Raw genomic sequence first — 13,524 nt, 5'->3', positions numbered from 1 at the left:
TTGTGCGCACTCTGACCCGGCGGCCCGCCCGGCGGGAAGGGGGTCTCGCCGTACACCACCCGAACAGGCGACGGAGCCGCCGGGAGCGCCGGGCCGGGCCGCCGCGCCGAATCGCACGGTGTTGACGCCGACCGGTCCGCCGGAGCACGGCAGCCCCTCGCCGGGGGCCGGCGGGGAACCGCGCGCTCCGGCCCGGGAGGCCCGCGCACGGCCTCCCGCGCACGCCCCCCGGGCACCTGACGCGCGTAGAACTCACCGGTTCGAAGAGGGGACGTGGGAGCGTTCGCCGCCTAGGATGTGGCATATGGGTGATGTGCTGGCCGGAATTCATGCCACCTGGGAGTTCGACAGCGACTCCGTGCTCATCCGCTTCGGACGGGGGATACGTACGCCGAAACTGTTCCAGGCGCTGCGCGAACGGCGCGTCCCGCACGCGGCGTTGGCGTCGGTGACGCTCTCCCCGGGCAAGCGCGGCACGGTGGTGCTGCGCGCCGTCCCCCGGCCGGGCGCCGACCCGTTGATGGAGGCGGCGGACGGTCAGCTGCGGGACTCCGGCGATCCGTACCGGCTGGTGCTGCCGGCGGAGCGCGAGACGCTCGCGGAGTACTACGCGGACGAGTTGCGCGCCGCGCTCACCGCCGCCGGGCCGGCCGACGCCGGGGAGCCCGCCGAGCGTTTCCTGGTGGCCGCTCCCCCGGCGCCCCTGCACTTCAAGGCGTACGACGGCAAGGTGTCCTTCGACGGGTCGAAGGTCACCTTCCGCTGGTTCTGGACCGGGGCGTCGTCCGCGAAGTGGAAGCAGGGCGACCAGAGTTTCGCCGTCCCGGAGCTGAGCGGCGTCGAGTGGCGTTCACCCGAGGTGTTCGACGGCCATCTGCGGATGGTGCGCCGGGGCGAGGACCGGCGGGAGTTCACGCGGGCCGATCACGACCCGACGGCCGTGGTCTTCGGCCTCGGTTACGGGCCTGTGCACGAGTCGCTGCCGTTCGCGGCGGCGGTGCTGGCGGCCGTACGGACGTCGGGGCCGGGCCCCGCCGGGAGCGGTGGGCCCGGCCCCGTCCCGGTGCCGGCGATCGCGTCGGGCCGCCGCCACCCGGCGGACATCGCCGAACGCATCCGGCATCTCGGGGAGTTGCACCGGGCGGGGCTGGTGACGGACGACGAGTTCAGCGCGAAGAAGGCCGAGTTGCTGGCCGAGCTGTGACGCGCGTAGTGCGGATCGCTACTCGCGGGCGGCGGCCGTCGCCGACATGTCGGGGTAGCGGTCGCCGGCGACCCGTCCGGCGATCGGCTCCAGGATCGCCAGCTCCCCGGGGGTGAGGGTGATCCGGGTGGCGGCGGCGTTCTCCAGCAGGCGCGCGCGGCTGCGGGTGCCGGGGATGGGGACGACGGTCAGCCCGTGTGCCTGGGCGCGCTGCTGCACCCAGGCGAGCGCGATCTGCCCGAGGGTCGCGCCGTGCGCGGCGGCGACGGTGCGCACCGGCTCCAGGAGCGCGGCGTTCCGGGCCGCGTTGTCGCCGGTGAAGCGGGGCTGGGACCGCCGCATGTCGGCGCCCTTCAGCTCCGTCTCGGCCTGGGTGAAGGAACCGGTCAGGAACCCGCGGCCGAGCGGTGAGTACGGGACGAGGGCGACGCCGAGTTCGGCGGCGGCGGCGACGGCGGACGTCTCGGTGTCGCGGGAGAACAGCGACCACTCGGACTGGAGGGCGGTGATGGGATGCACCCGGTGCGCCTCGCGCAGTTCGGCCCCGGTGACCTCGCTGAGGCCGAGGTGCTTGACCTTGCCTGCGGCGACCAGCTCGGCCAGGGCGCCGACGGACTCGGCGAAGGGGACGGCCGGGTTGTGCCGGTGCATGTAGTAGAGGTCGATGACGTCGACGCCCAGCCGCCGCAGGGAGCCCTCGACTGCGGTGCGGATGTACGCGGGGTCGTTGCGGATGCCCCGGAAGTCGGGGTCGTCGGAGCGTTCGATGCCGAACTTGGTGGCGAGGGTGATCCCGTCGCGGTGGGCGGCGACGAACGGCGCGAGGAACGTCTCGTTGGCGCCGCGCCCGTAGACGTCGGCGGTGTCGATGAGGGTGACCCCGGCCTCGACGGTCGCTTCGAGGGTGTCCCTCGCGGCGGTCTCGTCGGTGCCTCCGTAGAACTCGCTGATGCCCATGGCGCCGAAGCCCTGGACACCGACGGTGGGTCCGCCGGTGCCGAGGGTGACTTCGGCGATCTTCTCTGTGTTTCCCGTGGTGTTCATGACGCCCTTTCCGACGCGCGGTGCGCACCGGCGTAGAAGTCGATCTTGTGGTCGAGTACGGCGAGGGTGTCCTGGAGTTCGGCGATCCGGGCACGTACGTCGTGCCGGGTCCGCTCCAGCAGGTCCACCCGCTGGTCGAAGGTGTGCTCCCCCTCCCGGACGAGTTCGGCGTAGCGGACCATGTCGGCGACCGGCATGCCGGTGAGGCGCAGTTTGCCGACGAGGCCGAGCCAGTCGAGGTCGCGGTTGGTGAAGCGGCGCTGCCCGGTGTGGGAGCGGTCGACGTGCGGCATGAGTCCGATCCGCTCGTACCAGCGCAGGGTGTGCGCGGTGAGGCCGGTGAAGGCGACCACTTCGCTGATCGTGTACCGGTCCTCGCCGGCCGGGCGGGGATGCGTGGGCGGCGGCGCCACGCATATGTCCTCGGTCTCCGTCCCGGGACCGGCTCCGGTGACGGCTCCGGTGTCCGTCCGGACCGCGGTGCTCTCGATCAGCGTCATACCGTCACCGTAAAACCCTGGAGTGCGCTCGAAGCAAGTGACACCGGGTGAATTGCGTCCCTTCCCGCACCGGCGTCGGCCCGCCGGACGGGCCCGTCTACGCTCGGGACCATGCAGAGCCTGGCGATGATCGAGAACTGGCCGGTGCCGGTGGCCGCGGCGGCCGTCGTACGCGCGGACGGCACGGTGAGCGGGTCGCACGGCCCCCTCTCGCGCCGCTTTCCGCTGGCGTCGGTGACCAAGCCGCTGGCCGCGTACGCGGTACTGGTGGCGTACGAGGAGGGGGCGGTCGAGCTGGACGAGCCGGCGGGCCCCGAGGGTTCCACGGTCCGCCATCTGCTGGCGCACACCAGTGGTCTGGCCTACGACGAGTACCGGGTGACCGCCCCGCCCGGCACCCGCCGGATCTACTCGAACGCGGGTTTCGAGGCGCTGGGCGAGCACCTGACGAAGGTCACGGACATCCCGTTCGGCGAGTATCTGCGCCAGGCGGTCCTCGAACCGCTCGGGATGACGTCGACGTCGCTGGACGGCTCGCCCGCCCGCGACGGGGTCTCGACGGTGGACGACCTGACCGCCTTCGCCGCCGAACTCCAGGCGCCCCGGCTGCTCGACCCCCGTACGGTGCTGGCGGCGATGACGGTGTCGCATCCGGGACTGGCGGGGATACTGCCGGGCTACGGGCAGCAGAAGCCCAACGACTGGGGGCTCGGCTTCGAGATCAGGGACGGCAAGTCGCCACATTGGACGGGCGGTTCGTCGTCCCCGCGTACGTTCGGGCATTTCGGGCAGTCCGGTACGTTCCTGTGGGTCGACCCGGACGCGGGCGCGGCGTGCGTGGCGCTCACCGACCGGGACTTCGGCCCGTGGGCGATCGAGGCGTGGCCGCCGTTCACGGACGCGGTGCTGGCCGAGCTGCGGTAGTCAGGCCCGTGCCGGATCGGGGGCCAGCTCCCAGATCAGCACCTCGGACCGCTCCTCCGCCGCCAGTTCGAGCCCGTCGGAGTCCGTGATCCGCGCGGAGTCGCCGGGGCCGAGTTCCACCCCCGCGAGGACCACCAGGCCGTGTACGACGTGCAGATACGCGTACGCCGCCGCGGGGATCGCGGCCCGCGCGCCCACCGGGAGCCGGCGCACGTGCAGCAGCGCGCCCGCCTCGGGGAGCGCGTACGGCGTGGAGTCGGCGATACCGCGCACGATCTCGTACCGGGGCGCGCCGCCGGGCACCAGGGGTGCGAGCCACATCTGGACGAAGACCAGCGGCTGTTCCCCGTCGTTGCGCTCCACGTGCCGGACGCCGCCGCCCGCGCTCAGCCGCTGGACGTCGCCGGGGCGCACCACCGTGGCGTGGCCGGCGGAGTCGCGGTGGGTCAGCTCGCCCTCGACGACCCAGGTGACGATCTCGGTGTGGCTGTGCGGATGCTCGTCGAAACCGGCGCCGGGCCGCAGCCGTTCCTCGTTGCAGGCGATCACGGCGCCGAACCGGAGGTTGTCGGGTGCGTAGAACTGCCCGAAGGAGAAGGCGTGGAAGGACTCGATCCCGGCGGGGAGATCACCGCCGGGATGACGGTCGTCGGCGTACCGGACGGAAATCACGTTCCCCACGGTAGACCCGGCCCGGCACACGGCCGCCCTGATGAGGCAGTCTTGTCCCGTGCCTGAACCCGCGAACGAAGCCCATCCGCATCCCGCGACCCTGCGCCGGCTGGAGAAGTCCGCCGGCCGGCTGGCCGCGAACGCGATCGCCCGCATGGACGAGAAGCTGCCGTGGTACCGCGCGATGCCGCCGGAGAACCGTTCCTGGATCGGTCTGGTGGCCCAGGCCGGTATCGCCGCGTTCACCGAGTGGTTCCGGCACCCCGAGACCCCGCAGGCCATCTCCACCGATGTGTTCGGCACGGCGCCGCGCGAGTTGACGCGGGCCATCACGCTGCGCCAGACCGTGGAGATGGTGCGCACCACCATCGAGGTCATGGAGTCGGCCATCGAGGAGGTCGCGGCGCCGGGCGACGTGTCGGTGCTGCGTGAGGCGCTGCTGGTGTACGCGCGGGAGATCGCCTTCGCGACGGCGCAGGTGTACGCGCAGGCCGCCGAGGCGCGGGGCGCCTGGGACGCGCGGCTGGAGTCGCTGGTGGTGAACGCGGTGCTGTCCGGGGAGGCCGACGAGGGCGCGGTGTCGCGGGCGTCCGCGCTGGGCTGGAACTCGCCGGAGCACGTGTGCGTGCTGCTGGGCACCGCCCCCGACGGGGACAGCGAGCTGACGGTGGAGGCGATCCGCCGGGCCGCGCGGCACGCCAAACTCCAGGTGCTGACCGGGGTGCTCGGGGACCGGCTGGTCGTCATCGCGGGCGGCAGCGACAATCCGCTCCAGGTCGCGAAGGCGCTGATCGGGCCGTACGCGGCGGGGCCGGTGGTGGCGGGGCCGGTGGTGCCCGACCTGCTGGCGGCGACGCGGTCGGCGCAGGCGGCGGCGGCCGGGCTGAAGGCGTGCGCGGCGTGGCAGGACGCGCCGCGTCCGGTGCTGTCGGACGATCTGCTGCCGGAACGCGCGATCGCCTCGGATCCTGCCGCGCGTGAGCAGTTGGTGGAGGAGATCTACAGACCGCTGGAAGAGGCGGGCTCGGCGCTGCTGGAGACGCTGAGTGTGTATCTGGAGCAGGCGAGCAGTCTCGAAGGGGCCGCGCGGATGCTGTTCGTGCACCCCAACACCGTGCGCTACCGGCTCCGACGTGTGACGGACGTCACCGGATGGTCCCCCTCGGACGTGCGGTCCGCTTTCACTCTGCGGATCGCGCTGATCTTGGGGAGGCTGGCCGACGGGGAATCGCCCTCCTAAGGTTTTGTGGGACACCAACAATTCCCCCGACGGTTCTTCGTCCTTGTCCCCACGGGCGGCGGAGGCCGTCCGCGAGAGAGAGTGTGAGAGTGCTCGTACTCGTCGCTCCCGGCCAAGGCGCCCAGTCGCCCGGCTTCCTGACTCCCTGGCTCGACCTTCCCGGTGCCGAAGACCGGCTGCGGTCCTGGTCGGCCGCGCTCGACCTCGATCTGGTCCACTACGGCACGAAGGCCGACGCGGACGAGATCCGGGACACCGCGGTGGCCCAGCCGCTGCTGGTCGCCGCCGGACTGCTGTCCGCCGGCGCGCTGCGCGACATCGTCGGCGACAGAGCGGGCGCGGTCGCGGGGCACAGCGTCGGTGAGATCACCGCCGCCGTGTACGCGGGTGTGCTGGGCGAGGAGGCCGCGCTGGGCTTCGTCCGTACCCGCGGGCTGGCCATGGCGGAGGCGGCGGGCATCACCCCGACCGGGATGGCGGCGCTGCTCGGCGGCGACCCCGAGGTGACCCTGCCGCATCTGGAGAAGCTGGGGCTGACCCCGGCGAACGTGAACGGGGCCGGGCAGATCGTGGCCGCCGGCACGCTGGAGCAGCTGGCCGCCCTGGAGGCGGACAAGCCTGCGGGCGTACGGCGCGTGGTCGCCCTCAAGGTCGCGGGCGCCTTCCACACCGAGCACATGGCTCCGGCGGTGGCTCGGCTGGCGGAAGCGGCCGGAAAGCTCGACGTGTCAGACCCGGTGCTCCCGTACGTCTCCAACAAGGACGGGCAGACTGTGTCCACGGGCGCCGAGGTGGTCGCCCGTCTGGTGGGTCAGGTCGCCAACCCGGTCCGCTGGGACCTGTGCATGGAGACGTTCACGGAGCGGGGCGTGACGGCGATGGTCGAACTGTGCCCCGGCGGCACGCTGACCGGTATCGCCAAGCGGGCCCTGCCCGGGGTGAGGACCCTCGCGCTGAAGACCCCCGCCGACCTCGACGCGGCTCGCGAGATCGTCGCAGAGCACGCTGCCTAAGGAGCCCGAGAGAGCATGGCGAAGATCAGGCCCAGCCAGGGCGCGCCCTACGCCCGCATCATGGGGGTCGGCGGCTACCGCCCGACGCGCGTGGTGCCCAACGAGGTGATCCTGGAGACGATCGACTCGTCCGACGAGTGGATCCGCTCGCGCTCCGGTATCGCGACCCGCCACTGGGCCTCCGACGAGGAGACCGTGGCGATGATGTCGGTCGAGGCGTCCGGCAAGGCCGTCGCGGACGCCGGGATCACCCCGGAGCAGATCGGCGCCGTGATCGTCTCGACGGTCTCGCACTTCAAGCAGACACCGGCCGTCGCGACGGAGATCGCCGACCGGATCGGGGCGGGCAGGCCCGCCGCGTTCGACATCTCGGCGGGCTGCGCGGGCTTCGGTTACGCGCTGACGCTCGCCAAGGGCCTGGTCGTCGAGGGTTCGGCGGAGTACGTCCTGGTGATCGGTGTGGAGCGGCTGTCCGACCTCACCGACCTGGAGGACCGGGCCACCGCGTTCCTGTTCGGCGACGGTGCCGGAGCGGTCGTCGTCGGCCCGTCGCAGGAGCCCGAGATCGGTCCGACGGTCTGGGGTTCCGAGGGCGACAAGTCGAACACCATCACGCAGACCGTGCCGTGGGACGACTACCGCAGGGGGACGGTCGAGAAGTTCCCCGCCCTCACGCAGGAGGGCCAGGCGGTGTTCCGCTGGGCCGTCTTCGAGATGGCGAAGGTCGCCCAGCAGGCCCTCGACGCGGCCGGGATCACCTCGGCGGACCTGGACGTCTTCATTCCGCACCAGGCCAATATGCGGATCATCGACTCGATGGTGAAGACTCTGAAGCTGCCGGAGCACGTCACGGTCGCCCGTGACGTGGAAACCACCGGCAACACCTCGGCCGCCTCGATCCCGCTCGCGATGGAGCGGCTCCTGGCGACCGGTCAGGCGAAGAGCGGTGACACCGCCCTCGTCATCGGCTTCGGGGCGGGTCTCGTGTACGCCGCGACGGTCGTTACCCTCCCCTAGGCGCACCGGATCTTCCGGACCGTGCTCGTACAAATCCCTCTGCTCACGCTGAAATATCGAAGGAGCGCCCACATGGCCGCCACGCAGGAAGAGATCGTCACCGGTCTCGCGGAGATCGTGAACGAGATCGCCGGCATCCCGGTCGAGGACGTCCAGCTGGACAAGTCCTTCACCGACGACCTGGACGTCGACTCGCTGTCCATGGTCGAGGTCGTCGTCGCCGCCGAAGAGCGCTTCGACGTGAAGATCCCGGACGACGACGTCAAGAACCTGAAGACCGTCGGCGACGCCGCCGACTACATCGCGAAGCACCAGGGCTGAACCAGGCCGCGCGGCTGACGCCACCCGGTGGTGGCGCCGTAAAAATTCCGCACCCTCTACACGTGGAGAAAGAATTCCAGTGAGCCCGACCAATCGCACCGTGGTCGTCACCGGTATCGGCGCAACCACACCGCTGGGTGGCGACAGCGCATCGACCTGGGAGGGTCTGCTCGCGGGCCGCTCGGGTGTCAGGACCCTCGAGGACGAGCGGTTCGCCGAACTGCCCGTCCGGATCGCCGCGCTCGCCGCGGTCGACCCGTCCGAGGTCCTGCCCCGTCCCCTCGCCCGCAAGCTGGACCGCTCGGCGCAGTTCGCGCTGATCGCGGCCCGCGAGGCGTGGGCGGACGCGGGCTACAAGGCCAAGGCCGGTGACGACGAGAACATCGCCCCCGAACGGCTGGGCGCGGTCATCGCCTCGGGCATCGGCGGCGTGACCACCCTCCTCGACCAGTACGACGTGCTCAAGGAGCGGGGCGTACGCCGTGTCTCCCCGCACACCGTGCCGATGCTGATGCCGAACGGCCCGTCCGCCAACGTGGGTCTGGAGGTCAACGCCCAGGCGGGCGTGCACACCCCGGTCTCCGCCTGCGCGTCCGGCGCCGAGGCGATCGGCTACGCGGTGGAGATGATCCGCACCGGCCGCGCCGACGTCGTGGTGGCGGGCGGCACGGAGGCGGCGATCCACCCGCTGCCGGTCGCCGCGTTCGCCAACATGATGGCGATGTCCAAGAACAACGAGGAGCCCACCAAGGCGTCCCGCCCGTACGACAAGGGCCGTGACGGCTTCGTCCTCGGTGAGGGCGCGGGCGTGGTGGTCCTGGAGTCCGCCGAGCACGCGGCGGCGCGCGGCGCGCGCGTCTACTGCGAGGTGCTGGGCCAGGGCCTGTCCGCCGACGCCCACCACATCGCGCAGCCGGAGCCCAGCGGGCGCGGGGTGGCGGCGGCGATGCGGCATCTGCTGGACAACACCGGTATGAAGCCCTCGGAGATCGTGCACCTGAACGCGCACGCCACCTCCACCCCGCAGGGGGACATCGCGGAGATCAAGGCGCTGCGCCGGGTGCTGGGCGACGACCTGGACCATGTCGCGGTCTCGGGCACGAAGTCGATGACCGGGCATCTGCTGGGCGGCGCGGGCGGTATCGAGACGGTGGCGACGGTGCTCGCGCTGTACCACCGGCTGGCCCCGCCGACGATCAACGTGGACGACCTGGACGAGGAGGTCGAGGCGGACATCGTGCGCGACGAGCCGCGGGCGCTGCCCGAGGGCCCGATCTCGGCGATCAACAACTCGTTCGGCTTCGGCGGCCACAACGTGGTGCTGGCGCTCCGTTCGATCTGACCCGCGCGCCGGGCCGGGCTGACGCGTGCGGAAGGTCGCGTACCTGACGCCCGTGCCGGGCCCGGCACGGCCCTGCACGCCCGCGGGCCGGAGTTCACGGTGCCCGGCACGGCCGCCCGCGCGGCGCACACCCGCTTCGTGACGCTCGCACGAGGCCGGCTCGGTTCTCCCACGGCCCATGGGCCCACGGGGGAAGATCGCGGCTGCCGGGGCGACTTCCCCGTACGAGCAACCGGAAGGCCCGGCCCCCGTCGATGACGGGGGCCGGGCCTCCGGCCTTCTCCGGGAGGCACGTTCGGGCGGTACGGCCCGGACCCCGCCGCGTCCGGGCCCACGCCGGGTACGCCGGCGCCCGCGCCGGTCCGGAAAGCGGCGCCGCCCGCGTGGGACCCGCGTCGTACGGCGCCCACACGGCCCGCCCGGCGCTCCGTACACACCTCCGAGGCCCGGCTCCCGTCGTCGACGGGAGCCGGGCCTCCGGCCTTCTCCGGGAGCGCGTACGGGCGGCCCGGTCAGGCGTCGAAGCTGGCGAAGTACGTCGCCGCCATGTCCTTCGCGCCGTGGCCCTGTTCCTGGGCGCGGGCGAAGCGTCCGGCGCCCGCCTCGGCGACGTCCAGCCGCACCCCCGCCGCCTCGCCCGCCGCCACGATGAGGCGGGCGTCCTTGGCGGCCGTGGTGAGGGCGAAGCTGGGTGTGTAGTCGTCGTCGAGGATCGCCGCCGACTTGACGCGCAGATAGCCGCAGTCGAGCCCGCCGCCCGCGACGGCGTCCAGGAAGCCGCGCGGGTCGACGCCGAGCCCGTCCGCCAGGGCGAGCGCCTCGGCGGTCCCGTGGGTGAGGGCCAGCACCCAGCTGTTGCAGACGAGCTTGAGCCGTGTCGCCGCGCCAGACGCGGCGTCGTCGCCCACCCGGACCGTCCGCTGCCCCACCGCGTCCAGTACGGAGGCGACGGTCTCCAGCGCCCCTTCGGGCCCCGCCACCAGGACGACGAGCTTGCCCTGCTCGGCGGGGCCCCGGGTGCCCAGGACGGGCGAGTCGAGGAGGACCAGCCCGTGCGCGGCGGCCAGCTCCGCGAGCGGCGGGAGCTCCGCCGGGCTCACCGTCGACACCTGGAGCCAGACGGTTCCGGGCCGCAGCCCGGGGGCCGCCGCCGCCATCGTCTCGTGGACGGCGGGCCCGTCGAACAGGGTGGTGAGGACGACGTCCGCGCCGCGTACCGCGTCCGCCGCGTCGTCCGTGATCCGCGCCCCGTCGGCGGCCAGGGGCTCCGCCTTCGCGCGGGTGCGGTTCCAGACCCGGACCGCGTGCCCGGTCCGGCAGAGGTTGCGGGCCATCGCCGCGCCGATGAAGCCTGTGCCGAGTACGGCGACTTCCAGTTGATCAGCCATCCGCCCACGGTAGAGGGCGGCGGTCGCACCCGGGGTGAGGAGAGGGGCGGGGCGCGGCCTCAGACGACCTGGTGCAGCCAGCGCACCGGGGCGCCCTCGCCCGCGTACCGGAAGGGCTCCAGTTCGTCGTCCCACGGCTTGCCGAGGAGCTTCTCGACCTCGGCCTCCAGCCGGGTCTCGCCGCTCAGCGAGCGGGCGAGGGCGGCGCGCAGCCGGTCCTCGGGGACCAGGATGTCGCCGTGCATACCGGTGACGGCGTGGAAGATGCCCAGTCCGGGGGTGGCGCTGTAGCGCTCGCCCTCGGCCGCGGGGCTCGGCTCGGCGGTCACCTCGAAGCGGAGCATCTGCCAGCCGCGCAGCGCGGAGGCGAGTTTGGACGCGGTGCCGGACTCGCCGCGCCAGGAGAATTCGGAGCGCCAGGTGCCGGGCGAGGCCGGCTGCCTGATCCAGTCGAGTTGGACGCGTACGCCGAGGACGCCCCCCACCGCCCATTCGACGTGGGGGCACATCGCGCGTGGAGCGGAGTGCACGTACAGAACACCACGTGTGGTCACCGGGACCTCCAGTGTGGGACGAGGTTCGCCTTGCCCAGCGGCCTCAGTAAACAGCATCGAGAGTGAAACCCCGCAAAACGGACAGCATGTGACGGGATGTAACTTACCGGAGCCGGAGGGCGTCGTTGACTCTGGTTCGACGCCTGAAAGCTACCTTGCGCGGGAGGCACGGGGGTGCCGTACTGTCGGTCCCGGAGGCGATGTACGCGAAGCTTTCACTCGCCAGGACGCCGCCGTACGCATGACGACGCCGACGCGGGAGGGTTTCAGACGATGCCGGAGAGCCCCCAGGGACCCGCCGGGCGACGCCCGGGGTACGGCAGGAGCCGCCGGAGGGCGTACGCGCGCGTCGCGGGCCTCTGCGCCGGGCTGCTGGTGGCCGGGACCGCGCTGGGTGGCTGTATCTCCTCGGACGGCGCCGATCCGGACTGGAAGAAGTCGAAATCCGGCCAGTCGCCGCCACCGAAGCCGGTGTGGGACCGCAGCCCCGCCTCGATCGCCGCCGTCGGCGACTCCATCACCCGCGGCTTCGACGCCTGCGGGCTGCTCAGCGACTGCCCCCGGGTGTCCTGGGCGACCGGCACGGACGACGGCGTGCGCAGCCTCGCGGTGCGGCTGCTCGGCGAGCCGGGGGTCGCGGGCCACGCCTGGAACTACGCCCGCTCGGGTGCCTCCGTCGCGGAGCTTCCGGCGCAGATGGCGAAGGTGGCCCCGCACCGGCCCGAGCTGGTCACGGTCATGATGGGCGCCAACGACGCGTGCAAGGACAAGGTCGGTCTGATGACGCCCGTGGACGAGTTCCGGGCGTCGTTCGAGGAGTCGATGCGCAGGCTGCGGGCGGACGCGCCCAAGACCCACGTGTACGTGGCGAGCGTGCCCGATCTCAAGCGGCTCTGGTCCGAGGGCCGGGAGAATCCGGTGGGCCGGCAGATCTGGAAGCTGGGGATCTGCTCGACGATGCTGGGTGACGCGCAGGACATGGGCCCGGCCGCGCAGCAGCGGCGGTCGACGGTTCAGGCGCGGGTGGTGGCGTACAACACGGTGCTCAAGGACGTGTGCGCGAAGGATCTGCGCTGCCGTTACGACGGGGGCGCCGTCTTCGACTTCCGGTTCACCGGGGACCAGTTGAGCCGGTGGGACTGGTTCCACCCGAGCAAGGACGGCCAGGGCAGGCTGGCCGACCTCGCCTACCGCAACATCGTCGCCGTGAAGCCCCCGGTGTAGGGGGGCGGCGAACGGTGGAGGAGACGGACGAGGACGAGACAGGTCTGCGGGCTCCGGTGTCCGAGCCCGCCGGGACGGCGCCCGACGGTACGGCGGTGCGCCGCTGGGTCCTGGAGCGGGCCGGGACGCGTGTGCGGGTGCTGACGTACGGCGGGGTCCTCCAGTCCGTGGAGGTGCCGGACCGTGACGGTGTCCGGGCGAACGTGGTGCTCGGTTTCGAGGACGTGGCGGGGTACGTGGACTGCCCGTCGCCGTACTTCGGCGCGCTGATCGGCCGGTACGCGAACCGGATCGCGGGCGGGGTGTTCACGCTCGACGGGCGCGCCCACCGGCTGCCGCGCAACGACGGGCCGAACTGTCTGCACGGCGGCGGGCGGGGCTTCGACAAGCGGGTGTGGGCGGCGGAGCCGGCGGCGGACGGGTACGGGGTGCGGCTGTCGCTGGTGAGCCCGGACGGCGAGGAGGGCTTCCCCGGGCGGCTCGACGTCTCGGCGACGTACACGCTGGACGCGGCGGGGGCGCTGCGGATCGGCTACCGGGCGGTGACGGACGCGCCGACGGTGGTGAACCTGACGAATCACTCGTACTGGAACCTGGGCGGCGCGGGCACGGGCGGCGCCGGCGGGCATGTACTGCGGATCGCGGCCGGCCGGCTCACGCCCCTGGACGGCGACTCGGTGCCGACGGGGCCGCCGGTACCGGTCGACGGGACCCGTTTCGACTTCCGGGAGCCGCGTGAGGTGGGATCGGGGTACGACCACAACTTCGTGCTGGATCAGGGGCGTTCGCCTGGGTCGGCGGCGGCCGGGCTGTACGACCCGGTGTCGGGAAGGGTGTTGACGGTGACGACGACCGAACCGGGCCTCCAGCTCTACACCGGTGACCACTTCGACGCGGGGCCGTTCAAGCCGGGCGACGGGATCGCGCTGGAGACGCAGCATTTCCCGGACTCGCCGAACCGGCCGGACTTCCCGAGCACGGTGCTGCGGCCGGGCGAGGTGTTCACCTCGGCCACCGCGTACGCGTTCTCGACCGCCGGACCGGCCGTTCGCCCGTCCGGCGGTTGAGGACCCGCCTGGCC

General features: G+C 72.5%; 14 protein-coding genes. 9 read left to right on the top strand and 5 right to left on the bottom strand.

The window, feature by feature from the left end:
• The first annotated feature begins 304 nt into the window (after nucleotides 1-304).
• Nucleotides 305-1,204 (top strand): DUF4429 domain-containing protein, encoded by a 900-nt coding sequence (locus tag OG875_RS22480; RefSeq protein WP_330176023.1) that lies wholly within the window; start codon nucleotides 305-307, stop codon nucleotides 1,202-1,204.
• Nucleotides 1,205-1,222: 18 nt separating this feature from the next.
• On the opposite strand, the gene OG875_RS22475 is transcribed toward OG875_RS22480, so the two are convergent.
• On the bottom strand, nucleotides 1,223-2,248 hold the full coding sequence (locus tag OG875_RS22475; protein ID WP_330176022.1) for an aldo/keto reductase: 1,026 nt from the start codon (nucleotides 2,246-2,248) through the stop codon (nucleotides 1,223-1,225).
• Nucleotides 2,245-2,748 carry a MerR family transcriptional regulator gene (locus OG875_RS22470; protein WP_330176021.1) on the bottom strand — a complete coding sequence of 168 codons (504 nt, stop codon included), beginning with the start codon at nucleotides 2,746-2,748 and terminating at the stop codon, nucleotides 2,245-2,247. The genes OG875_RS22475 and OG875_RS22470 overlap by 4 nt, the downstream gene beginning before the upstream one ends.
• A 111-nt stretch (nucleotides 2,749-2,859) precedes the next feature.
• Here OG875_RS22470 and OG875_RS22465 point away from each other — a divergent pair, with 111 nt between their 5' ends.
• Nucleotides 2,860-3,672 (top strand): serine hydrolase domain-containing protein, encoded by an 813-nt coding sequence (locus OG875_RS22465; RefSeq protein ID WP_330176020.1) that lies wholly within the window; start codon nucleotides 2,860-2,862, stop codon nucleotides 3,670-3,672.
• Here the strand turns inward: OG875_RS22465 and OG875_RS22460 are convergent, their stop codons facing one another.
• Nucleotides 3,673-4,344: a pirin family protein gene (locus OG875_RS22460; protein WP_330176019.1), complete on the bottom strand. Its 672-nt coding sequence runs from the start codon at nucleotides 4,342-4,344 to the stop codon at nucleotides 3,673-3,675.
• 40 nt (nucleotides 4,345-4,384) lie between these two features.
• Here OG875_RS22460 and OG875_RS22455 point away from each other — a divergent pair, with 40 nt between their 5' ends.
• The 5 genes from OG875_RS22455 (at nucleotide 4,385) to fabF (ending at nucleotide 9,277) form a co-directional block, all read left to right on the top strand.
• Nucleotides 4,385-5,584 (top strand): PucR family transcriptional regulator, encoded by a 1,200-nt coding sequence (locus tag OG875_RS22455; protein WP_330176018.1) that lies wholly within the window; start codon nucleotides 4,385-4,387, stop codon nucleotides 5,582-5,584.
• A gap of 89 nt (nucleotides 5,585-5,673) precedes the next feature.
• Nucleotides 5,674-6,597 (top strand): ACP S-malonyltransferase, encoded by a 924-nt coding sequence (locus OG875_RS22450; protein ID WP_330176017.1) that lies wholly within the window; start codon nucleotides 5,674-5,676, stop codon nucleotides 6,595-6,597.
• 15 nt (nucleotides 6,598-6,612) lie between these two features.
• Complete coding sequence (locus OG875_RS22445) at nucleotides 6,613-7,614, top strand: ketoacyl-ACP synthase III (protein ID WP_330176016.1); 1,002 nt, start codon at nucleotides 6,613-6,615, stop codon at nucleotides 7,612-7,614.
• Nucleotides 7,615-7,686: 72 nt separating this feature from the next.
• The gene (locus OG875_RS22440) at nucleotides 7,687-7,935 is read left to right on the top strand and encodes an acyl carrier protein (RefSeq protein ID WP_330176015.1); all 249 of its coding nucleotides are present in this window, start codon (nucleotides 7,687-7,689) and stop codon (nucleotides 7,933-7,935) included.
• Between the two features lie 79 nt (nucleotides 7,936-8,014).
• A complete protein-coding gene (gene fabF / locus OG875_RS22435; protein WP_330176014.1) occupies nucleotides 8,015-9,277 on the top strand; it encodes a beta-ketoacyl-ACP synthase II in 1,263 nt (420 codons plus the stop codon).
• Nucleotides 9,278-9,789: 512 nt separating this feature from the next.
• Here fabF and OG875_RS22430 read toward each other — a convergent pair.
• Together OG875_RS22430 and OG875_RS22425 are read right to left on the bottom strand one after the other, a co-directional pair.
• A complete protein-coding gene (locus tag OG875_RS22430; RefSeq protein ID WP_330176013.1) occupies nucleotides 9,790-10,665 on the bottom strand; it encodes an NAD(P)-dependent oxidoreductase in 876 nt (291 codons plus the stop codon).
• A gap of 59 nt (nucleotides 10,666-10,724) precedes the next feature.
• Nucleotides 10,725-11,219, bottom strand: coding sequence for a DUF3145 domain-containing protein (locus tag OG875_RS22425; protein ID WP_330176012.1), 495 nt, complete (start codon nucleotides 11,217-11,219; stop codon nucleotides 10,725-10,727).
• A gap of 273 nt (nucleotides 11,220-11,492) precedes the next feature.
• Between OG875_RS22425 and OG875_RS22420 the strand changes: the two genes are divergently transcribed.
• Both OG875_RS22420 and OG875_RS22415 read left to right on the top strand, forming a co-directional pair.
• A complete protein-coding gene (locus OG875_RS22420) occupies nucleotides 11,493-12,443 on the top strand; it encodes an SGNH/GDSL hydrolase family protein (protein ID WP_330176011.1) in 951 nt (316 codons plus the stop codon).
• Nucleotides 12,444-12,499: 56 nt separating this feature from the next.
• Nucleotides 12,500-13,510: an aldose epimerase family protein gene (locus OG875_RS22415; protein WP_330177857.1), complete on the top strand. Its 1,011-nt coding sequence runs from the start codon at nucleotides 12,500-12,502 to the stop codon at nucleotides 13,508-13,510.
• Nucleotides 13,511-13,524: the final 14 nt, after the last annotated feature.

It is taken from the genome of Streptomyces sp. NBC_01498 (assembly GCF_036327775.1).
GTDB lineage: Bacteria > Actinomycetota > Actinomycetes > Streptomycetales > Streptomycetaceae > Streptomyces.
The sequence above is the reverse complement of the archived record's forward strand: the minus strand, read 5'-3'. Positions and strand labels throughout refer to the sequence as shown.